The organism is Streptomyces microflavus, assembly GCF_014650075.1.
GTDB lineage: Bacteria > Actinomycetota > Actinomycetes > Streptomycetales > Streptomycetaceae > Streptomyces > Streptomyces microflavus.
Window position 1 is genome coordinate 112,132 of record NZ_BMUG01000010.1, and the last position, 21,191, is coordinate 133,322.

The 21,191-nt window shown below is 70.8% G+C and carries 14 protein-coding genes, 1 tRNA gene and 2 pseudogenes; 9 read left to right on the forward strand and 8 right to left on the reverse strand.

The window, feature by feature from the left end; genetic code table 11:
• Positions 1–23: 23 nt before the first annotated feature.
• On the reverse strand, positions 24–857 hold the full coding sequence (locus tag IE264_RS27445; RefSeq protein ID WP_032758122.1) for an ATP-grasp domain-containing protein: 834 nt from the start codon (positions 855–857) through the stop codon (positions 24–26).
• A 131-nt stretch (positions 858–988) separates the two neighbouring features.
• On the opposite strand from IE264_RS27445, the gene IE264_RS27450 reads away from it, so the two are divergent.
• Positions 989–1,951 carry an aminoglycoside phosphotransferase family protein gene (locus IE264_RS27450; RefSeq protein ID WP_051821881.1) on the forward strand — a complete coding sequence of 321 codons (963 nt, stop codon included), beginning with the start codon at positions 989–991 and terminating at the stop codon, positions 1,949–1,951.
• Positions 1,952–2,005: 54 nt separating this feature from the next.
• Positions 2,006–3,658: an alpha/beta hydrolase gene (locus tag IE264_RS27455; protein ID WP_051821880.1), complete on the forward strand. Its 1,653-nt coding sequence runs from the start codon at positions 2,006–2,008 to the stop codon at positions 3,656–3,658.
• Positions 3,659–3,675: 17 nt separating this feature from the next.
• Here IE264_RS27455 and IE264_RS27460 read toward each other — a convergent pair.
• A pseudogene (locus IE264_RS27460) lies at positions 3,676–5,767 on the reverse strand (restriction endonuclease).
• A gap of 252 nt (positions 5,768–6,019) precedes the next feature.
• On the opposite strand from IE264_RS27460, the gene IE264_RS27465 reads away from it, so the two are divergent.
• Positions 6,020–6,694, forward strand: coding sequence for an 8-oxoguanine DNA glycosylase OGG fold protein (locus IE264_RS27465; RefSeq protein WP_032758120.1), 675 nt, complete (start codon positions 6,020–6,022; stop codon positions 6,692–6,694).
• 680 nt (positions 6,695–7,374) lie between these two features.
• On the opposite strand, the gene IE264_RS27470 is transcribed toward IE264_RS27465, so the two are convergent.
• Positions 7,375–7,447, reverse strand: a tRNA-Arg gene (locus IE264_RS27470).
• Between the two features lie 374 nt (positions 7,448–7,821).
• Between IE264_RS27470 and IE264_RS27475 the strand changes: the two are divergent.
• Positions 7,822–8,991: pseudogene (locus IE264_RS27475) on the forward strand (AMP-binding protein); the annotation flags it as partial.
• Positions 8,992–9,099: 108 nt separating this feature from the next.
• Here the strand turns inward: IE264_RS27475 and IE264_RS27480 are convergent.
• Positions 9,100–10,377 carry a M6 family metalloprotease domain-containing protein gene (locus tag IE264_RS27480; RefSeq protein WP_032758061.1) on the reverse strand — a complete coding sequence of 426 codons (1,278 nt, stop codon included), beginning with the start codon at positions 10,375–10,377 and terminating at the stop codon, positions 9,100–9,102.
• Positions 10,378–10,653: 276 nt separating this feature from the next.
• On the opposite strand from IE264_RS27480, the gene IE264_RS27485 reads away from it, so the two are divergent.
• Both IE264_RS27485 and IE264_RS27490 read left to right on the forward strand, forming a co-directional pair.
• Positions 10,654–11,316, forward strand: coding sequence for a TetR/AcrR family transcriptional regulator (locus tag IE264_RS27485; RefSeq protein WP_015609162.1), 663 nt, complete (start codon positions 10,654–10,656; stop codon positions 11,314–11,316).
• A gap of 199 nt (positions 11,317–11,515) precedes the next feature.
• Positions 11,516–13,072, forward strand: a complete 1,557-nt coding sequence (locus IE264_RS27490; protein ID WP_015609161.1) for an MFS transporter — start codon at positions 11,516–11,518, stop codon at positions 13,070–13,072.
• Positions 13,073–13,244: 172 nt separating this feature from the next.
• Here IE264_RS27490 and IE264_RS27495 read toward each other — a convergent pair whose 3' ends face one another.
• Positions 13,245–13,757, reverse strand: coding sequence for a MarR family winged helix-turn-helix transcriptional regulator (locus IE264_RS27495; protein ID WP_078657504.1), 513 nt, complete (start codon positions 13,755–13,757; stop codon positions 13,245–13,247).
• Positions 13,758–13,929: 172 nt separating this feature from the next.
• Between IE264_RS27495 and IE264_RS27500 the strand changes: the two genes are divergently transcribed.
• Positions 13,930–14,712, forward strand: a complete 783-nt coding sequence (locus tag IE264_RS27500; RefSeq protein WP_032758060.1) for a dioxygenase family protein — start codon at positions 13,930–13,932, stop codon at positions 14,710–14,712.
• Positions 14,713–14,810: 98 nt separating this feature from the next.
• Here the strand turns inward: IE264_RS27500 and IE264_RS27505 are convergent, their stop codons facing one another.
• A complete protein-coding gene (locus IE264_RS27505; RefSeq protein ID WP_032758059.1) occupies positions 14,811–15,854 on the reverse strand; it encodes a questin oxidase family protein in 1,044 nt (347 codons plus the stop codon).
• 573 nt (positions 15,855–16,427) lie between these two features.
• Here IE264_RS27505 and IE264_RS27510 point away from each other — a divergent pair.
• Positions 16,428–17,429, forward strand: coding sequence for a sigma-70 family RNA polymerase sigma factor (locus tag IE264_RS27510; RefSeq protein ID WP_015609157.1), 1,002 nt, complete (start codon positions 16,428–16,430; stop codon positions 17,427–17,429).
• A gap of 185 nt (positions 17,430–17,614) precedes the next feature.
• Here IE264_RS27510 and IE264_RS27515 read toward each other — a convergent pair whose 3' ends face one another.
• A complete protein-coding gene (locus tag IE264_RS27515; RefSeq protein ID WP_032758058.1) occupies positions 17,615–18,652 on the reverse strand; it encodes a helix-turn-helix transcriptional regulator in 1,038 nt (345 codons plus the stop codon).
• Positions 18,653–18,714: 62 nt separating this feature from the next.
• Between IE264_RS27515 and IE264_RS27520 the strand changes: the two genes are divergently transcribed.
• Entirely contained in the window at positions 18,715–20,265 is a 1,551-nt protein-coding gene (locus tag IE264_RS27520) for an MFS transporter (protein ID WP_032758057.1), read from the forward strand.
• A gap of 92 nt (positions 20,266–20,357) precedes the next feature.
• On the opposite strand, the gene IE264_RS27525 is transcribed toward IE264_RS27520, so the two are convergent.
• Positions 20,358–21,101 (reverse strand): DUF6227 family protein, encoded by a 744-nt coding sequence (locus tag IE264_RS27525; protein ID WP_015609154.1) that lies wholly within the window; start codon positions 21,099–21,101, stop codon positions 20,358–20,360.
• Between the last annotated feature and the right edge of the window lie 90 nt (positions 21,102–21,191).

Below are 21,191 nucleotides of genomic sequence, written 5' to 3' on the forward strand. Positions count from 1 at the left end.
GTGAGCCGCTGGGGACCCGCTTGTCACGGCTGAGGGCGGTCGTGCCGGAGCGGTCTCCGGACGAAGTCACGGTCGTACGCGGAGAGTTCGGTGACGGGCCCGGCGGCGCGCAGCACGGTGTCCAGGGCCCGATCCGGATCGGCCTCGTAACACCCGCTGCCCCAGGCCGCGTTGGCCTCGACGACCGCCCACCGCCCTTCCTCGTCCACCCCGACATCGACGACGATCGCGGACGGCAGGGTCTGCCGCGCGGCCGCGAGCAGGTCCCGGCCGAACGCGAGGGCGCCGGGGGCGGGCGGCCCCAGCCGGAGCCGCCCTTCGGCGGCGTACTGACTGCCGGTGTGGACGGTCCCGTCGAGCAGATGGAGCCGGTACTCGGCCGCGAACGTCATCACGTCGCTCACCAGCACCACGGTCTGCGGATTCACGGCATCCGGCCCGGGAAGCCGCGACCCGTCCGCGTAGACGAGGGCCGAAATGCTCTTGTCGTTGGGCGACTTGATGAAGGCGGGCCGCCGCAGCAGGTACGCCTCGCCGATGGGCAGCGCCCGTATCTCCCGCCGGGTGAACGCGTACGGGAGCCGAGCGAGCCAGTCCGCGGGGGCCTCCAGCGGCGCGATCCCGAGTGCGGGCGCAACGGCATCCGCGAAGGTCGGCCCGGCATGCAGATGTACGGCCCCGTCGTGCAGATGTACGGCCCTGCCTCGCGGTGTCCGCGACAGCTCGGGCACGGAGAATCCGGCCGACTCGACGACGTGAAGGCCGCGCCGAACGGCCGCATCGCGCAACTTGCGGGCTGATGCCGTGAGTCGGGGCGGCAGGACGAGCGAGCGCGGAACATCGGGTACGTCGGTCATGGAGGCCGATTCTCCGCTGCGGGAGGGCTACGGCCCACCGATTTTCGCAGGTCCGGGGTATGGGGCGGCAGACGGGGCACGGGACCCGAATGACATTGTGCCGCCGCGGACCCGCCTGGTTCACTCACCGGATGCCCTTCGAATCCGCCGCTCCCGATCTCGCCACCTCCGCTTCCGCGGCTGCCCTCGCTTCCCCGACCCTTGTACGTACGCTGATCGCCGCCCAGTTCCCGCACTGGGCGGACCTCCCGGTGCGGGCGGTCGACGCGAGCGGGACGGCGAACGCGGTCTACCGCCTGGGCGACGACAAGGCGGTACGGCTGCCGCGTACGGAGGGCAGCGCGGCGGACGTGGCGACGGAGCACCGCTGGCTGCCCCGGCTGGCCCCGCAGCTGCCGGTACCCGTCCCGGCACCGCTGGCTCAGGGCGTTCCGGCCGATGACTTCCCCCGGCCATGGTCGGTGTGCACGTGGCTGGAGGGCACGAACCCCGTTCCTGGAACGGGCACTTGGGCACCGGAGCTCTTCGCCGTGGACCTGGCGGAGTTCGTGCTCGCGCTGCGCCGCATCGACCCCACGGACGGCCCGCCCGCGTACCGCAGTGAGCCCCTGGCCGACCGGGACGCCGTGACGCGCAAGGTGATAGCCGAGCTGGACGGCGTCCTCGACGCGGAGGCGGTCACCGCCGCCTGGGACGAGGCGCTGACCGCCCCGGCCTTCACGGGCGCACCGGTGTGGGTGCACGGGGACCTCCAGCCGGGCAACGTCCTGGTCGAGGACGGCCGACTCACGGGGGTGATCGACTTCGCCTGCATGGGCCTGGCGGACCCCGCCGTAGACCTGATCGCCGCCTGGTACCTCCTGCCCGCCGGGGCCGGGGAGACGTTCCGTACGGCGGTCGAGGCCGACGAGGCGACCTGGGAGCGGGGGCGCGGCTGGGCCCTGTCGATCGCGGTGATGGAGCTCGCCGCCTACCGGGAGTCGAACCCGGTGATGGCACGGAACGCATGGTGGGTGATCGAAGGGATCCTTGCTCGGGGGACGGGCCGGGATGGTGGTAGTCCCATGAACGGGGGAGAGCTGACCCCCTCGTGAACTGGGGTGCCAGCCGTAGTGAGTGCGAACGCCCGGACTTCTAGCGTCTGATGGGTGAGATACGCAGAGAAGATCACCCACAGCCCGGCGGCCCGCACCACCGCAGCCGCACTCCTCGCACTCGCCTTGGGCCTCACGGCGTCACCAGCCCTGGCGGCACCGCCCACGGGCGTGGCGACGAAAACACCCGGAACGCACCCCACCGCTACGAACGCCACCACAACGCACCCCACCGCAACGAACACCGCCGGAACGCAGGCCGGCGGGCCACTGGACCGCTACTACAACCAACGCCTCGCCTGGGGCAGTTGTAGGGAGTCCCCCGACGACACGATGGGCGGCGACCTGGACAAGGCGGGCGTGCAGTGCGCGGACGTCACGGTCCCGCTGGACTACGCGGCTCCCCGGGGCCGCACGATCACGGTCGCGATATCCCGCCTCAAGGCCACCGACACCCGTCACCGCATCGGCGCGATCCTCCTCAACAACGGCGGCCCCGGCGGTACGGCGCTGGAGTCCCCGCCGTACGCCCGCGAGGCGATGAAGGAGGTCGGCTCCCGCTACGACATCATCGGCTTCGACCCGCGCTTCGTCGGCCGCAGCACCCCGCTGGACTGCGGCTGGCCCGTCAGCTTCACCTGGTTCTCGGCCGGCGCGGGCCGGGCGGGCTTCGACCGTCAGGTGGCCCTGAGCAAGGGCCTGGCCGAGAAGTGCCGCGCCACCAATGCCTCGGTCCTCCCGCACGTCACCACGCGCAACACCGCCCGCGACATGGACGTGATCAGGGGTGCGCTGGGCGAGCGGAAGATCTCCTACCTGGGCTACTCGTACGGCACTTACCTGGGCACTGTCTACACGCAGATGTTCCCCGGACGGTACGACCGCATGGTCCTGGACGGGGCGGTGGCCCCGGGCGACTACGGCCCCCGGCTGCTGAAGGGCACGGTAGGGGAGAACGACCGGGCGCTGGCCGCCTGGGCCGCCTGGGCGGCCGACCACCACGCGGCCTACGGCCTCGGCCGGACCCGCGCGGCCGTGCTCGCCACCATCGACCGCGTGATGGCGAGGGCGGCGCGCGCGCCCCTGACCATCGGCACCGCACCGGAGGTCTTCCGGGTCGACGACACCCACATACCGATGTTCCTCTTCATGGGCATAGCCGACGACACCGACCGGGCACGGGCGTCCCTGGCCGAGCAGGTCTCCGTACTGGCCGAGGCCGCGAAGGGCCGACCCGCGCCCCTGTCACCGGAGTTCAAGGAGATGCTCCGCTTCGCGCTGAGCGGCGCGGACTCACCCTCCGGTAGCGCCCAGATGGCGATCATCTGCGGAGACGTGCCGGCCCAGCGCGACCCCGAGCTCTACTGGCGCGACATCGAACGCATCCGCGCCGCCCACCCCGTGTTCGGCCCCCTCACCGAGAACATCGGCCCGTGCGCGTTCTGGAACGCCCCGCGCGAGAACCCCACGCGCGTACGCCACGACGCCCCGGCCCTGATCGTCGCCGCCACCGGCGACCCGCGCACCACCTACCGGAGCAGCGTCACCCTGCACGACCAGCTGCCCAGCTCCAGGCTCCTCACCCTCAAGGGCGCCAACCGCCATGCGGTGTACGGGGAGTACGGGAACGCGTGCGTGGACACCAAGGTCAACCGGTACCTGGCGACGGGCAGGCTGCCCGGGAAGGACGAGGTCTGCGTGAAGTGAAGTAGGGGCGGCGGAGCCTATTCCACCTCGATGCCGTAGTCCTGGACCAGCTCCTCCAGGCCGCCCCGGTATCCCCGGCCGCCGGTGACGAACTCCCAGTCGCCGTTGGCGCGGCGACGGAAGGACCCCAGTACGAGGGCGGTCTCGTCGTCCCGGCCGTCGGAGACGTCCAGCCGGTCGAGCGGTGTCCCTTCGGCGTCGAGCAGCCGGATACCGGCGTCGGTGAACCCGGAGAGGTCGGCCGCGGGGTTGGCGACGGGATCGATCGCGGCGATGACGACCAGGCGGTCCGCGCGCTCGGGCAGAGCGTCGAAGGAGACCTGGATGGCGGCCTTGTCCGGCGCCAGGGGAACGAGCGCGCGGACCGTGCCGTCGGGCGTCCGGGGGTTGTTGTAGAAGACGAAGTGGTCGTCGTCCAGGACCCGGTTGCCGTGGCAGACGAGGGCGCAGACGTCCAGGGCGACGTTGCCCGACCAGTACATGCCCAGCACGTTGTGGTCGTCGTCATCCGCCTCGCGCACGCTGTCCGGAGCCGTCCGCTGGGCGGGCACCGGAGCCTGGCCGCCGCCCTCGCTGCCCAGCCGCCCGCGCAGCCCGTGCCGGTGCAGCAGGTCGACCAGCTCGGAGCCCGCGACCAGCTCCAGGGGTTTGCCGTTGGCGAAGGTGTGGGCGCCGGGGCCGAAGTGGGACGTCGTGACGAGCACGCCCTTGTTGGCCCCGGCGTCCTGGACCGTGCCGTACAGGTCGCGGACGGCTGTGGGCGGCACGGTGCTGCGGTAACGCTTGACCTGAACGACGATCTTGCCGCCCCGGATCGGGGTCGGGTCCAGCGCGTCGACGTCCACCCCGCCGTCGTTCGAGCGCTGGGTGGTCACGGCCTGCATGCCCATGGCCCGGAACAGGTCGGCGACCAGCCCTTCGAAGGCGATGGGGTCCATCTCGTACAGATCCGGCTCTTCGCCGCCTCCGTGGGTGACGACCCCGTTCCCGACGTCTTCGGGAACCCGTCCGGGGCGTACGGCCGCGTACTGGTCCGGCCGCGTCGACAGCTGTCCCCTGAGCCCGTCCACCAGGCAGGTCACGGCGTTCACCTGCTCCAGGTGCAGGGCGGCGAAGGTCGAGCGCGAGGCCATGACCGTACCGAGGAACATGGGTGCCCGCCGGCCGGTCGTCGGGTCGTGATCGTCCACGAACCCGTTCAGCGCGACCGATTCCAGCGCCCCGAACTCATCGGCGGCGAAGAGATCACGCAACACCAGCAGGAGACACTGCGCGAGGACGTCCCGGTACAGGGTGCGGCGCTGCGTGACGGGGCGGGGCGAGTCCTTCACCTGATCGGCGTTGATCATGTAGCGCGCCGACTTCGCCTCGGGGACGACGTCGTACCGGGGCAGCTCCCAGTTCAGCACCAACTGCCGCGCCCCGGCGTCGTACGCCGCCGATACCTGACGGGGCAGCCCCTCCGGCCACCCGGTCGAGGCGTAGAGGGCGGCGGAGAAGTACTCCACGGCGGCCTCGGGATCCCCGTTGCGCAAGCCTGTCGTCATCGCCGTGATAGCGGCGTTGTGCCGGCGGATCTCGCCCAACTGCCCCTCGGCCCACTGCTCGTACTGCTGCCGATAGGCGGCCAACTGCTGCAGGCGCTGCGTCTCCGCAGCTTGGGCGGCCTGCCGGTCCCGCTCGAAGGAGGCCTGCTTCCGCCTGTGCCTGGGCTCGCCGGGCGGCGGTCCAGCCTCCCTGCGACTGGTACTGATGCTGTTCCGGCATGCGGACGGGCTGCGCGAGCTGCCCCGGGGCGAACGCCGCGACCTGCTCGGCCCGCGCCAGGGCGCCCACCCTGAACGCAGGGGCCCGGCACCCCTCCGCCAGCAGCCGCTGCAACGACTCGACCTGCGCGCCGAGTTCCTCCGTACGCCGACGCGCCTCCGCCTCGCGCTGCTCCCGGTACGCCCTCCGCTGCTCGCGATAGCTGGAGGCGATCTCTCGCTGATGGGCGCGCTGCTGCCTGTCCAGATCCCGCTGGTACCCGGCGTGCGCCTCTTGTTGACGTTGCTGTTGGCGCTGCGCTTCAGCCCAGACACCGACCAACCCATTGGAGCGACGGCTCATGCTCTACAGGCCCTCCCCACCAGCGGCTCGGCGTGTGTCCACCCAGCCCTGGCCCCATAACCAGCAGTGATGGAGTGACTCTAGTCGGCAACCTGCCGCACGCCCATGCTCTTGCCGCATATGCCCGTACGGCACGGGAGTTGTGGGGCCGCACGGTGCCACGTCGCCGCGTTCTCGCGAAAGCGAGCCGCCGGGAGCATCGCCAACTCATAGGCTGCGAAGCCTGCTTGTCATTGCCTCGAAGGGAACCCGTTGGAAGAGCTACGAAGGCTCGTCGACGCCCACGCCCCGCGCAGCCAGGGCCCGGTGCGCTTTCGCCCTGACACCTGGCGCCCCTGGCTGGAGCCGCTCGGAGCTGGGCACGTTCTCGAAACGGGTACGGCATGCACGACCGGCCGGCGGGGAGACCGCGGGATCAGCCGGGACGACGTGACGGCGCTGCGGTCGCGCGTCGGGGACGACCCCGACGGGCTCCGCGACCTGTTCGTGGCCGTCATGATCTGGGGCTCGGGCACGACCAACGGCCGCGGCCCGCGCCACACGTCCGCTGCCCTCTCGGACGCCCGCCTGAAGGACGTCCTGCTAACCACCCGCGCGTCGATACGGAGCGGGGACCTGAAGTCGGCCTATGCCCGGTTCGCCCTCAACGGTGTCGGGCGTTCCTTCTTCACCAAGTGGTTCGCGGCCGTGGACGACCGGGGACCCGATGCCGACCGGGCCCTGATCCTCGACGTTCGGGTCTTCCGCTCACTGAACGCGCTGGGCTGGTCGAGCAGAGAGGCAGCGGGAGTCGGCCATTGGCCGACCGGATACGCCGTGTACGTGAGCACCATGCACGGCTGGGCGAGGGAGCTCGGGGTCACGGCCGAGTGGCTGGAGTGGCTGCTGTTCGACCGGAACGGCAGGGTGCACGGCGACGAGCGCTGAGGGAGTGCCTTGCGGACCGGCACGGAGCGCCCTACTCCTGCGGTTGCACGAGGGTCCCCTCTCTCCGGTGGGGCAAGCCGCGATAGACCACCCAGAGACTGACGAGCACCAGGACGGCTCCGCCAATCGGCCAGGCTATGGACGCGCCTTCGCGGTAGTCCCTGATGCCGAGCGCAAAGAGCATCGAGGACGGGATGAGCCCTGCCCAGTCGAGTACTCTGCTGATTTTCGAAGAGGTCGAAGTCTCGTTCACAGCCGGATCCTGACAGGTGCTGGTGCCTTCCGCCAGAACACGGGAGGACTGCCGAAGGGCCGGTCCAAGAAGATCGCGCCTCTTCCATCACGGTGTGGTTCCGCCGGGCGGTGTGAGCTGTTCTTGGATCCAGCTGGTTGGCGCTTCCTCGATCCAGTAGTCGCTGTGGACACGCAGAAGGCCGGGATCCTTGGGAGCGGCATCTTGCGCTCGATTTTCGGAGTGCCCGCGCCAAGGATCAGCGGCCCGTAGCCCTCGTACTCCGGCTTCATGGCGACCCGCATCAGCAACGCCCGTCGCTCGACCGGTTTCCCCTGCAGACGCTGGGCCGGTTCATCCGCACGAGGGCGTGTGCTGAATGTGTGCCGCACGCAGGGAGCCCTCCCGCCCTTACGGGCAGAAGGGCTCCTGACCTGCTGCTTTTCTGTGCCCCCGGCAGGATTCGAACCTGCGACACCCGCTTTAGGAGAGCGGTGCTCTATCCCCTGAGCTACGAAGGCCAGCTGACCGCTGACAGCCTAGCGGATAGGACTCGCTGGGGGCGCCCCCATAGGTGCTGCAGTCGCCGGGTGTGCACGAAAGGTCCTCTGACCTGGGTATTTCCGGTGGGTCGGAGGACGGTGTCAGTGCCGTAGGCGAGCATGGTGCCCGGCCGGCCGCTGAAGTGTCGACGTGCCGCGCTCGCGGCTGTTCCGATGGAGCCGGTCCAGACATCTCGCAGGGGTCCGCTGCACATTGCACCGCGTTTTCGTCTTCGCTGACGCCAATGGTTACGCAATCCACCGCAGGCCCAGCGGCACTGCCCACCGGAACGTGGCAGCCGGTCACCGGTTAACGTCACTCCCACCCAGCCAGCGCAAGAGAGGCCGCCGCCGTGCCGCACACCGACCCGCCCCCGAGCGGGCAGCCGGACCCCGAGCGCGCCGAGCGCATCCACGCCCAGCTCACGGCCCCCGGTGCCCCCTTCGCCGTGGTCCGGGGCGAGCGGGGGACGCTGGAGTACGCCGACGGGCCGCGTACGCTGCGGGAGTTCGTGGAGACCACCTGGGCCTTCGGCGACACGCCGTTCCTGATCGCCGGTGAACGCCGTTATTCGTACGGGGAGTTCTTCGCCGCCGCCTCCGCCCTGGCCGTCCGGCTGAACGAGCGGTACGGGCTGCGCCCCGGCGACCGGGCCGTCGTCGCGATGCGGAACCTCCCCGAGTGGCAGATCGCCTTCTGGGCCGCCCAGTTGGCCGGGCTCATCGCCGTACCGCTCAACGCCTGGTGGACCGAGGACGAGTTCACGTACGCCCTCGACGACTGCGAGCCCGGCGTGCTGCTCGTCGACGGGGAGCGGATGAACCGGGTCGCGGGGTGGGCCCGGCGGGCCGGGGCGCGCGTGGTCGTCTTCCAGAGGGAGGGCCAACTGTCGGACGGCGTAAGCATCGAGAGGTACGAGGACTTCCCCGCGCCCGACCCGCTGGCCGCGCCCCCCGACGTGGAGCCCCGGCCCGAGGACGACGCCACGATCCTCTACACCGCCGGTACCACCGGCCGGCCCAGGGGGGCGGTGGCCACCCACCTCGCTCAGGCCGGGGCCGCACTCGACGCCCGTTACCGGGCCGCCGCCTCCGCGCTGGAGCGAGGGGGCATCCCGGGGATGGGGGCCGCCCCGGTCATTCCGGTGACGCTCCCGTTCTCCCGCCTCGCCGCGTTCGCCGACTTCTACGGTGCGATGGCGGCGGGCGGCACCCTCGTCCTGACGGAAGCGGGTATGGGCACGGGCACGGACACGGAGGGTGCCGGGGACACAGAGGGCGCCGAGGGTATGGCGTACAGCATCGACGCCACCCCCGTGACCGAGCTCAGGATTGTTGCTCTCTCCGGCTCCGGCGATCCCCTCCCCGACGGGGCGACCGGCGAGCTCTGGCTGCGCGGGCAGCCGCTCCTCCGCGGCTACTGGCGTGACCCGGACGCCACCGCCGAGGCGTTCAGCGGCGGCTGGTTCCGTACGGGCGACCTCGCCGTGCGGCGCGAGGGGCGGGTCACCGTCGTCGGCCGGGCCCAGGCGTCGGGCCGGCCCTAGGCGGCGGACCGGCCCCATGCGGCGGGCCGGGTCACGGCCGTCCGTGCCGGGCCGAGGTAGCCGGACCGAGGCAGCCGGGCCGGGTCACGGGCGGCTGATCCGGACCCGGTAGTTCCCCGATCCGTCCTCGTCGAGCACGGATATCCGTACGCCGTTGGCCCGGTCCGTGAACGTCTGGCCGGGCCGGAACGGCGCGTCCGACAGTTCCGCGTGCACGTTGGGCCGCCGGGTGCAGCCGCCGCTGTCCTGGGTGGCGTCGGCGACGGAGACCGGACCCTGGCCGGTGTCCACGTCGGAGCTGACCTTGTAGATCAGCACGCCGGGACGGCAGACCGCCTCGTCGTTGCCCGCCGGTGTGCGGACCTCCACGGCGTAGCCGGACTGGGCGCTCAGCGGGACGAAGGCGAGCTTGGTGCCGCCCGCGGTGGCCAGCGGGCCGAGCGTGTGTTCGCTGACGCCGGGCCGGGAGGCACAGCTGATCTGTTCGTTGTCGAGCCAGCCGAGCTTCCACTTGTGCCAGCCGAGGACGTCGTTGTTGGCGCCCCAGTCCTCGGACATGATGTCCCAGTGCCCCACCGAGCCGCCGCCCTCCATCGTGTAGAGGTCGGGCAGGCCGAAGACATGGCCGTTCTCGTGCGGCAGGACGCGGTAGCCCGTCTGCGCGTACGACCCCGAGCCGTCGTCCTGGCGGCTGTAGACGAAGGACGTGTTGGAGAGCGGGACGCCGTCCGCGTGCGGGGCGTCGCTGTTGCCGGAGAAGGTCACCGAGAGCACGGTGTCCAGGGCGGAGGGGCCCGCGTTCGGGGTGACCAGGACGTTGACCAGGTCGTACGCCGAGAAGTCCACCTCCGGGTCGGCTGCGGCCACGAGGTCCTCGACCAGCTGCCGGTAACCCGGTTCGAACGGCGAGCCGCGCTCTATCCCGTACTCCGTGAACGGCATCGGCATCCGCAGCCACTCCTCGACGGGGGCCTCGGGGCGGTAGTCGAGCCGGCCGTAGGAGCTGGTCGCGAACCAGTCGGAGGTCTGCGGGAAGAACTCCGCGAACCGGTCCGCCGCCGGTTCCGTGGCCTCCGCGTCCGGGAAGTCGATCATCAGGTTCAGGGCCCTGATCTCGCCGGTGGAGCGGGCGTAGCCGGGCGGGGTCGGCATGCCCTCCGACATCTGGACGCCCATGGCAGCCGAGATCCGGCAGGGGGCGAGCGCCGAGTCCTGGGCGGTGGCCGCCGGGCCCGCCGTGGCCCTTCCGGCCCCCGGAAGCGTGGTGCTCGCCGACGCCATGGCGGCTATGACCAGGGCCGTCGCTCCGGCCAGAGCGATGGGGCGGCGGTGACTGCGTATCCGGTGGCGGGGCTGCTGCATAGAGGCGCCTTCGGGGTCCGCGGCAGTCGGCCGACCCGGACTGCGCTCTGGCGATCAGCCTGTGCCGGGCGGTCCGGGGGCGCTCGCTGGGTGCGCCGATCGGAGGTTTTTCGCCGTCGGGATGTGTGACTCAGGTCACATGGCGGAGTGGAAATAAGCGGGGATCCTCTCCCCGTTTGCAACGGTGTCCCCAGGAAGCGGGGAGTTGCTCCCCGGTTACGCGTGGGGGTCGTCCAGCTACACATCGTTCGATCAGGGAGAGGGAGGTCCGCCGCCGTGGACACCGTCGCCGACACCACCGCACCGGCAGCTCAGCGCCGTACGCCCCGACCGCGGGCCGACGCGCTCCGCAACCGCGAGCGGATCGTCACGGCCGCCCGTGAGATGTTCGTCGAGTTCGGGCCTGACGTGCCGCTCGACGACGTCGCGCGGCGGGCGGGCGTCGGCAACGCCACGCTCTACCGGAACTTCCCCGACCGCGCCGCCCTCACCCATGAGGTCGTCCTCGCGGTCACCTCCCGCACCACCCTGAGGGCCGAAGAGGCCGTCGCCGCGGAGGCCGACCCGTTCGCCGCGCTCAGCCGCTTCGTGCACGCGGCCGCCGACGAACGGATCGGCGCCCTGTGCCCGATGCTCTCCGGCGTCTTCGACAAGGACCACCCCGACCTGCTCGCCGCGCGCGGACGCCTCGAAGAGGCCGTCGAGGGGCTCGTGTCGCGCGCCATGTCCGCGGGGCGGCTGCGTACCGACATCGCCGTCGGTGACGTACTCGTCGCCCTCTCCCAGCTCACCCGGCCGCTGCCCGGCATCGCCTGCCTGGACATCGACCGCTTCACCCACCGCCACCTCCAGCTGTTCCTGGACGGGCTGGAAGCCCCGGCCCGCTCCGTGCTGCCCGGATCGGCGGCGACCCTGGAGAACCTGAGGCGCCGCGACTGACAGCGCCCGCCCCGACCTCGTAAAGCACCGACCTCGTAAAGCGCCGATCTCGCAACGCAGCGACCTCGTGACGCAGCCCGACACCCTCATATATACGCCCACACCCTCACGTACTCCCATCACACGTACGCCCTGACGTACCGGCGACTCTCCTCGCGACGTCCTCGGCGCCCTCCCATGTCCCTAGGTGGCTACTCCCATGTCAAAAACGGCTGACACCCGGCTGTCCGAAACGGCCGGCTCCCGGATTCCCGATCCCAGTCGCTGGAAAGCGCTGGCCTTCATCGCGCTCGCCCAGCTGATGGTCGTCCTCGACGCGACCATCGTGAACATCGCCCTGCCCTCCGCCCAGACCGACCTCGGGATCTCCGAGGGCAACAAGCAGTGGGTCATCACCGCCTACGCGCTCGCCTTCGGTGGACTCCTCCTCTTCGGAGGCCGTATCGCCGACCTCTGGGGACGCAAGCGCACCTTCGTCGTCGGTCTGATCGGCTTCGCGCTGGCCTCCGCGCTCGGCGGAGCCGCCCAGAACGAGGCGATGATGTTCGGCTCCCGCGCCCTGCAAGGTGTCTTCGGCGCCCTGCTCGCGCCGGCTGCCCTCTCGCTGCTCGCCGTGATGTTCACCGACGCCAAGGAGCGCGCCAAGGCCTTCGGTATCTACGGGGCCATCGCCGGTGGCGGTGGCGCGGTCGGGTTGATCCTCGGCGGCTTCCTCACCGAGTACCTGAACTGGCGCTGGACGTTCTTCGTCAACATCCCGTTCGCCATCGTGGCCGCCGCGGGCGCCTACTTCGTGATCCGTGAGCCCTCCGGTGCCCGCAACCGCGCACCGCTGGACATCCCCGGCGTCGTTCTCTCCACGCTCGGCCTGGTCGCCCTGGTGTACGGCTTCACCCGCGCCGAGTCGGCCGGCTGGTCGGACGCGCTGACCGTCTCGATGTTCGTCGCCGCCGCCGTACTGCTGCTCGCCTTCGTCGTGACCGAGTCGCGCGTGAAGTCGCCGCTGCTGCCGCTGCGCGTCCTCACCGAGCGCAACCGCGGTGGGGTCTACCTCTCGCTGGGTCTCGCCATCATCGCGATGTTCGGGCTGTTCCTCTTCCTGACCTACTACCTCCAGGTCGTGAAGGGCTACTCCCCGGTCAAGACCGGCTTCGCCTTCATGCCGATGATCGTGGGCATGATCACCGGCTCCACCCAGATCGGCACCCGGCTGATGACCAGGGTCCCGCCGCGGCTGCTGATGGGCCCCGGATTCCTGGTCGCCGCCATCGGCATGCTGTTCCTGACCCAGCTGGACCTGAACACCAGCTACGCGGCCGTCATCCTGCCCGGCATGCTGCTGCTCGGCCTCGGTATGGGTACGGCGTTCATGCCGGCCATGTCCCTGGCCACGCACGGCATCGAGCCGCGTGACGCGGGAGTCGCCTCCGCGATGGTCAACACCTCGCAGCAGGTCGGCGGCGCCATCGGCACCGCCCTGCTGAACACCATCGCGGCCGGTGCGACCACCGCGTACATCGCCGACAACGCGGCCCGCGCCACGGACCCCAAGCTCTTGGAGCTCCAGGCCATGGTCAGCGGCTTCGCCAGCGCGATCTGGTGGGCGGTCGGCATTCTCGTCGTCGCCTCCGCCATCGCGGTCGGGCTGATCAACACCGGCCGTCCGGGGACGGGCACCGGCGCGACGGGCGGGCCGTCCGACGGGTCCGGAGCGGACGCCGAGGACGAGTTCCGGATCCCGGTCGTCGCCCACTGACGCAACCGCCTCACAGGTCTGCCCTGGCTCCGCATCACAGCGAAGCCAGGGCAGACCTGTGTCCCCGTGTTCAGCGGAGCCAGAGCAGACCGGTGTTCCTATGTTCAGCGGAGCCAGAGCAGACCGGTGTCCCTACGTTCAGCGGAGCCAGAGCAGACCGGTGTCCCTACGTTCAGCGGAGCCAGGGCAGGTCCGCGTCCGTGCCCTCCGGTTCGAGACCGCCGGCGATCACCCGCATGATGTCGCCGAGGCTGCGCACCTGTTCGGGCGTGAGCCGGTCGAACATCGCCTGCCGTACGGCGTCGACATGGCCCGGCGCCGAGCGGCTGAGCATCGCGTACCCGTCGTCGGTGAGCACCGCGTTCTGGCCGCGCTTGTCGGAGGGGCACTCCTCGCGCCGCACCCAGCCGTTCTTCTCCAGCCGGGCGATGGCGTGCGAGAGCCGGGAACGGGTGATCTTCACGTTCCTGGCGAGCTCGGTCATCCGCATCCGGCGCCGGGGGGCCTGGGAGAGCTGGACGAGCAGCCCGTAATAGATGTGGGGCATGCCCGCATCCCGCTGCAACTGGCGGTCGAGGTGATCCTCCAGCAGCGTGGTGGCATGCAGATAGGCGCGCCAGACGTGCTGCTCCTCGTCGGTGAGCCAGCGTGTCGCGCTGGTGGATGCCGTGGTCATGTACTCCACTGTACGACCTTTTCTTGAAAGTTTAACTAGATAGGGCTAAGGTCTCCGGAGGTAGGAACTTGAAGATTCAAGAACCTTGCCGGTGGGATTCCGCAGGCTCCCTGGAGAAACATCCCCGGGGCCGGGAACCCATGATCGGTGTCTGATCAGTGTCCAGTGGATGGGGAGTGCCATGACTGTCACCGCGGAGCGCATGCCCGCCCTCTATCTCTCGCACGGCGCCCCGCCGCTCGCCGACGACCCCGTCTGGCCCGGCCAGCTCGCCGCCTGGTCCGCCACGCTGCCCCGCCCCCGCGCGATCCTGATGGTCTCCGCCCATTGGGAGGAGGCCCCGCTCGCGCTCGGTGCCGTCGAACCGGTCCCTCTTGTCTACGACTTCTGGGGATTTCCCGAGCACTACTACCAGGTGCGGTACGGCGCCCCCGGCGCTCCGCAGCTCGCCGACAGTGTCCGCAAGCTGCTGCGCGGTGCCGGTACGCCGGTCCAGGACATCCCGGACCGAGGGCTCGACCACGGGGCCTACGTGCCGCTGGTGGAGATGTTCCCGGACGCCGACATCCCCGTACTCCAGATCTCCATGCCGACGCTCGACCCGCAGAAGCTGATGGCCATCGGGCGCAAGCTCGCCCCGCTGCGCGACGAGGGCGTGCTGATCGTCGGCAGCGGCTTCTTCACTCATAACCTGGCCGCCCTGCGGCACCAGGGCGGCGGGGTCCCCGGCTGGTCGACGGAGTTCGACGACTGGGGCGACCGCGCGCTGCGGGCCCAGGACATCGACGCCCTGCTCGACTTCGAGCACACGTCCCCCGCCGGAAAGCTGGCCCACCCGCGCACCGAGCACTTCGCCCCGCTGTTCGTGACGCTGGGGGCCGCCGAGGAGGAGCTGGACCGGGGGCGGAGCGTCATCGACGGCTTCTGGATGGGGCTGGCCAAGCGGTCGGTGCAGTTCGGCTGAGGGTGAGGGGGGTCCGTCGGGCCTGCGCGCTTCGGACCGAAGCGTTCCTTCGGTCCGAAGCGTTCCGCCGTGCCTCGCGCCGGCCGGCCGGGAGCGTTTCACCAGGCCGGCGTGTTCAGCTCGATCGCGCGCCCGGCGGCGGTGAGCGCCGCCGCGTCACCCACGTCCAGTGCGGTGTCGGTGAACTTGATCGTGTGGTCGTCACCGTGCGCTGCCGCCCGCACGAACAGCTCCTCCGCCTCCTGTGGGGCCGTGAGGTGTTCCGCGACCGGCAGTGCCTCGCGGGGCCCGTAGGCGGAGGTCACCGCGGCGCTCGCCGCCCAGGCCGCGTGGAGGCTCGGCACCCACAGGGTGTCGGGGAGTGCGGGCAGGGTGCGCAGCACCGCGTTGGGCGCGGTCGCCGCGTGGACCAGCATGATCGGTGAGCCGTGGCCATGGGTCGCGTAACGGTGGGTCGCGGCCCGTACGAGCTCCCCGAGTGCGGCGCGGGCCGCCTCCGGTCCCGCGGGGGCCTGCCCGGGCCAGTCGGGGAATCCGGTGAGCCGGTCGAGCCGCTCCAGCATGCCGCCGTCCTGGTCGGCGATGCGGGGCACCCGGTCCAGGGCGGCCGCCGCGTCGGGGGCCGGGGCGAGGCGCTCCAGGGTGGGCAGAGGCTGGTACCTGGCGGCCCAGTAGCCGAGGGCGTGGGCCAGCTCCCGTACGCGCGGGGCGGTCTCCTCGCCCTCCAGCAGTGTGTGGACGGAGTGGCCGACCCGGATCACCCCGTGCGTGGCGCCGCCCGCGATGCCGGGCAGGAGCCGGGGCCACCACTCGGCGAGGACGGTGGGCCAGGGGTGGTCGGCGGTCTCCCGCTCGAAGAACAGCGTCCAGTCGGCGACGCGGCTGAGGTCGCCGAGGGCCTCGGGCCAGTTCTGCCCGGTCACCGGTGCGGTGGAGGCGGGCATGTCCTCCAGCCTGTCGCGGTAGTTGTCGAGCCAGCGGTGCGCGGTCCGTGCCTGCCCGCGCCGCACCAGGGCCTCGACCGCCATCGGGGCGTGGTTGCTGAGCCAGCCGTCGCGCTCCGGACCCGACAGGTGGATGCGCTCCAAGGCCTCGTCGAGGGTGCCCGTCGTGTCCGTGCGGTTGCGCGCAGTGTCCGTCATGGACCTCACGGTAGGGGCGCGGGCGGCTCCGGCGGATCGGGCTGAGGTCCCGGTCCGCCGGAGTTGGGGCCTCCTCCTGTGGACCTAGGGCCCGGCGGCCCAGCGCCCGCTCTCCTGGCGACAATGCGGACATCGCGAGCAACCCCGAGGCAATACGGATCGTCTTCCGGGGTAGACGCGGGGTAGACCGCGGGCTGGACGTGGGGTCGGAACGTTCGGGGCCACGGGAGACGTTCACAGCGGTGAGAAGTGTTCGAGGGGATCGAAGTGTCCGAGGTGCTCGCAGCTGTGGGCGGCGTGGCCCATGGGTGTGGCCCCCTGTGAGTGCCGCCTCACCGCAGCGGTGTCGGTGGCTCCCCGTCGGGGCTGCCGTTATTCCTGCGGAACCGGCCCTGACCTGCGCTTACGTGGGTACCCGCACCAGGTTTCCCCCGGCCGGCGGCGGACAGGGTACTGCATGATCGCGAAAATGAATGGGCGGCATGGGAATTCTGTCCGGATTCCAGTCGTTGTTTCCATCGGATGCAGGGCACCCGAAAAAGGTGTCGCGACCTACTCAGCAAGGGAGCACGCATGGCAACCCGTGCCGTCGCCCGTCGTTCGTCCACCACTTCCGGTGGGACCGACCGGGCACGCAGTGTTCGCGCCGTGGGCGGGGAAATCGCCGATCGCGACCTGGTCGGCATGTACCTGGACGAGATCGCTCGCACACCGCTGCTCGACGCCGCCAAGGAAGTCGACCTCTCCCAGTCCATCGAGGCGGGCGTCTTCGCCCAGCAGATCCTCGACGGCGAGGTGGAGGGCGGCGCCCGCGGTGCGACGCGTGAAGAGCTGGAGGCGCTGGTCGCCGAGGGCGAGCGCGCCAAGGACATATTCATCCGTTCCAACCTCCGCCTCGTCGTTGCCGTGGCCCGCCGCTACCCGCGCGCCGGGCTGCCCCTGCTCGACCTGATCCAGGAGGGCAACGCGGGCCTGGTGCGCGCGGTCGAGAAGTTCGACTACGCGAAGGGCTTCAAGTTCTCCACGTACGCGACGTGGTGGATCCGGCAGGCCATCACCCGGTCCATAGCCGACCAGTCCCGCACGATCCGGCTCCCCGTCCACCTGGTGGAGGAGCTCGGCCGGATCCGCCGGGTCCAGCGCGAGTTCAACCGGGAGAACGGGCGCGATCCCGAGCACGCGGAGATCGCCGCCGAGCTCGACTCCAACGCCGAGCGCGTGGGCAACGTCCTGGACTGGGCCCGCGATCCGGTCAGCCTCAACATGTCGGTGGACGACAACGGCGACACCCAGTTCGGCGACCTGCTGGAGGACACCTCCGCCGTCTCGCCCGAGCAGTCGGTGATGACCCTCCTGCGCAGCGAGGAGCTGGAGGACCTGATCGGCAAGCTCGACAACAGGACCGCCTCCATCATCAAGATGAGGTACGGAATCGAGGACGGGCGCGAGCGGACGCTGACCGAGGTGGGCAAGCAGCACGGCCTGACGCGGGAGCGGATCCGCCAGATAGAGAAGCACGCGCTGCTCGAATTGAAGCGAATGGCTCACGACACGGGCTTTGACGCTGCGGCGTGAGCCAATAACCCGTAACCTCCCCATCAAGCCGGTTCGCACCGGCTGACCGACCGGATCATGCCGGTCACCCGACCGGTTCTTTCCCACCGGTCCCCGGAACTGAGTCCCGGCGCCCACCCCCCCCGGCGCCGGGGCTCATCCATGTCCGGGTCCTTGCCCCGTCCTTGCCCAGGCCCATCTCCGGGTCATCCATGTCCGGGGCCGTGTCCGAGTGCGGCCGCGCGGGTCAGCCGGGCCCCCAGGGTCTCCAGGTGGGCCACCAGCTGCGGTGGCCCCTGCACGGTGAACTCGCAGTCCACCAGCGCCAGTCGCAGCGCCACCCACTCCAGCGAGTCCATGGACGAGGACCGCAGCCGGCAGGCGTTCTCCCCGTCCGGCTCCGGTACCCCGAGCGTCGGCGGCAGCCGTGCCACCACGAACTCGGCGGGCGCCGCGAACCGCACGTCGAGCCGGAGCTCCGGCTGCATGCCCGCCATCGAACGGGCGAAGTAGCGCGCCGCGTCCCCCGGATCCCCGACCTGCCCGTTCCGGCCGCCCTCCCCGCCGCCCTCCCCGCCTTCCACCGGGAGCGGCCGGGGCGTGAACCGGGCGCCCGTAGCGAACGGCTCGGAGACCCGGTCCACCCGGAACGTCCGCCAGTCCGCCCGCAGCAGGTCGTAGGCCACCAGATACCAGCGCCGCCCCGTGCTCAGCAGCCGGTACGGCTCGACCTGCCGCTTCGTCTCCGTACCGTCGCCGCTGCGGTACGAGAACCTCAGCCGCTCCTGCCCGGTGGCCGCCGAGGCCAGCGTCGTCAGGGTCTGCGGATCGATGGTGGCCCCGTCGCCCCGGACCAGCGGCACCGTGGCGTTCTGCAGCGCCGAGACCCGGTGCCGCAACCGTGACGGCAGCACCTGCTCCAGCTTCGCAAGCGCCCGTACGGAGGCCTCGTCGACGCCCTCGATGGCATGCCCGGCGCCGGCCCGCAGCCCCACCGCGATGGCGACCGCCTCCTCGTCGTCCAGCACCAGAGGCGGCATGGCGGCCCCCGCGACCAGGCGGTAGCCGCCCAGCGAACCGCGCGAGGCCTCGACGGGGTAGCCCAGTTCCCGCAGCCGGTCGATGTCGCGGCGGACCGTGCGCGGGCTGACATCGAGCCGTTCGGCCAGCTCCCCGCCCGGCCACTCGCGCGGGGTCTGGAGGAGCGACAGCAGCTTCAGCAGTCGTGCCGGGGTGTCGGTCATGGAATCCAGGATGCGCGCCCATCAGGTCACGACCAGTCCTAATGAAGGCATAGCTTCTTCTCATGTCTTCCTCCGCATCGCTGCCGGACCCGGCGCCGAACTCCGCCTCGCCCACCGCACCGCCCTCGCCCGACCCCGCCGACCGGCGCCGCTGGTTCGCCCTTGCCATCGTGATGACCGCGGCCTTCATGGACCTGGTCGACGTCACGATCGTCAACATCGCGATCCCGAGCATCTCCAACGACCTGGACGCCTCCGTCTCCGCGATCCAGTGGATCACCGCCGGGTACGCGCTCGCGTTCGCGGCCGGACTGATCACGGGTGGCCGGCTCGGCGACATCTACGGGCGCAAGCGGCTCTTCCTCATCGGCATCGCCGGGTTCACGGTCGCCTCGGCCCTCTGCGGCCTCGCGCCCAGCCCCGAGATACTCGTCGCCGCCCGCATCCTCCAGGGTGCGACGGCGGCGCTGATGGTGCCCCAGGTGCTCTCGATCGTGCACGCCACCTTCCCGGCGCACGAGCGCGGCAAGGTCTTCGGCCTCTTCGGCGCGATCGTCGGCCTCGGCGCGGTCTCCGGCCCGCTGCTGGGTGCGCTGCTCACCGAGTGGAACCTCTTCGGCCTCGAATGGCGGCCGATCTTCCTGATCAACCTGCCCGTCGGTATCGCGGGCCTGATCCTCGGCGCCAAGTTCATCACCGAGTCCAAGGCCCCCAAGGCCATGCGGCTGGACCTGGTGGGCGTCGGTCTGGTCACCCTCGCCATGCTGATGCTCATCTACCCGCTCACCCGCGGGCACGAGCTGGACTGGCCGCTCTGGGGCTACGTCTCGATGGTGGGCAGCCTCTTCGTCTTCGCGCTCCTGGTCCTGCATCAGCGGCAGAAGGCGATCATCGACGGCTCGCCGCTGATCGAGCTGTCCCTGTTCCGGGTCAAGAGCTTCGCCGCGGGCATCGCCGTGCAGCTCACCTTCGGTGTCGCCCTCGGCATCTTCTTCCTGGTCTGGACCCTGTACATGCAGATGGGCCTCGGCTGGAGCGCCCTGCGGGCCGGTACGACGGGCATCCCGTTCTCCGTCGCCGTCTCGGTGGCCGCCGGGATCTCCGTACAGAAGCTGGTGCCCCGCTTCGGCCGCAAGGTCCTCCAGGCGGGCGCGCTCCTGATGGTCGCCGGGCTGCTGACCTACCTCTGGGAGGCCGAGCACTACGGCATGGCCATCACCTCCCTGCAGATGGCGGTGCCGCTGGTCGTCATGGGCGTCGGGATGGGCCTGATAGTGGCGCCGCTGACCGACGCGGTCCTCTCCGAGGTCCCCAAGGAGCACGCGGGCTCGGCGTCCGGGCTGATCAACACCGTGCAGCAGATGGGCACCGCGCTCGGCCTCGGGCTGGTCTCGGTGGTCTTCTTCGGCGCGATCGGCGACCGGCTGGCGCCGCAGCAGCTCGGCCCGGCCTTCGTGGACGCGTTCCAGCAGTCGCTGTGGTGGGTGGCCGGAGTGCTCGCGGTGATCTTCCTGCTGATGTTCGCGCTGCCGGCCCGGCCGCGGGTGCACGTCGAGGGCGAGGCGGCCGACGACGAGGGCCCGCTCGCCAAGGAACCGGCCCTGAACGGCTGACCGGACCACCGTTTCTCAGCTCGTACGGATGCCCGTCCGCCCCGGTGAGGGGCGGGCGGGCATCCGCGTACGGGCATCCGCTCAAAGGGGGTTCAGCAGATTCTGGTGCGGCTCTCCATCGCGGTGCGGGCGGTGTGCTCGTCCTCGTACACCTCGCACATGTGGCGGCCGTCGGGGGTCGCCGTGTGCTCGACCTCCCACAGGCTCGTCTCGCTGCCGTCCAGCAGCAGGAAGGCGTGCTCGTAGAGCGTGAACCCGGCCTCCTGGCCGTCCACCTGGCACTGGCGCCCGAAGATCTGGGTGATGTGGTGGGCGAAGGCGGACCGGAGCAGCCGTGCCTTCGCCGCGTCCGGCCGGTCGCTGTTCTCCGCGCGGCGCAGGACCCGCCGGGCGTGGTCCGCGGAGTTGTCGGGGGCGTAGGTCCGGGGCATCGGGGCCGGGGGAGCGGACATCAGGACCGTCAGGATCTCCAGGTCCCGGCCTCCCTCGTCGCCGAAGGCCGGGGCGTCCGAGAAGCTCCCGGCGAGCCGGGCCGCAGCGATGTGGGCGTCGCCCTCGTCGGCGTAGAGCTCGTGGCGGCGGGGGACCTGCTCGTCCCGGCCGCCGCTGTGCACCAGCTCCCACAGAGTCAGGTCGGAGCCGTCGGTGAGGAGGTAGGTGTGGCGGTAGGTCTCCCGGTGCAGGACGGGGCTGTGGTGCGAGGAGTGCAGTGAACTGCTGTGCGCCAGCGCCGAACCGAGCAGGTCGACCGTGCTGTCGGGAAGGTCGAAAGAGTTGAGGGCGCGTCGCAGGAGTCGGTCGAGGTGTTGCTCGGTTGTCTCGTACGGATCGCTCAAGGTGCTGTCTCCAGGCCGTCGCCGCGTGTTACTTGGTGCGTGCTTAACGTAGTCCCTGGGTCTGACATCGTGACCGGGGTTCGTAAAAAC

Bases quoted from the DNA above. Each gene is read 5' to 3' on its own strand.
- IE264_RS27445 (WP_032758122.1), bottom strand. From the start codon at position 857: ATGACCGACGTACCCGATGTTCCGCGCTCGCTCGTCCTGCCGCCCCGA.
- IE264_RS27450 (WP_051821881.1), top strand. From the start codon at position 989: ATGCCCTTCGAATCCGCCGCTCCCGATCTCGCCACCTCCGCTTCCGCG.
- IE264_RS27480 (WP_032758061.1), bottom strand. From the start codon at position 10,377: ATGCAGCAGCCCCGCCACCGGATACGCAGTCACCGCCGCCCCATCGCT.
- IE264_RS27490 (WP_015609161.1), top strand. From the start codon at position 11,516: ATGTCAAAAACGGCTGACACCCGGCTGTCCGAAACGGCCGGCTCCCGG.
- IE264_RS27500 (WP_032758060.1), top strand. From the start codon at position 13,930: ATGACTGTCACCGCGGAGCGCATGCCCGCCCTCTATCTCTCGCACGGC.
- IE264_RS27505 (WP_032758059.1), bottom strand. From the start codon at position 15,854: ATGACGGACACTGCGCGCAACCGCACGGACACGACGGGCACCCTCGAC.
- IE264_RS27510 (WP_015609157.1), top strand. From the start codon at position 16,428: ATGGCAACCCGTGCCGTCGCCCGTCGTTCGTCCACCACTTCCGGTGGG.
- IE264_RS27515 (WP_032758058.1), bottom strand. From the start codon at position 18,652: ATGACCGACACCCCGGCACGACTGCTGAAGCTGCTGTCGCTCCTCCAG.
- IE264_RS27520 (WP_032758057.1), top strand. From the start codon at position 18,715: ATGTCTTCCTCCGCATCGCTGCCGGACCCGGCGCCGAACTCCGCCTCG.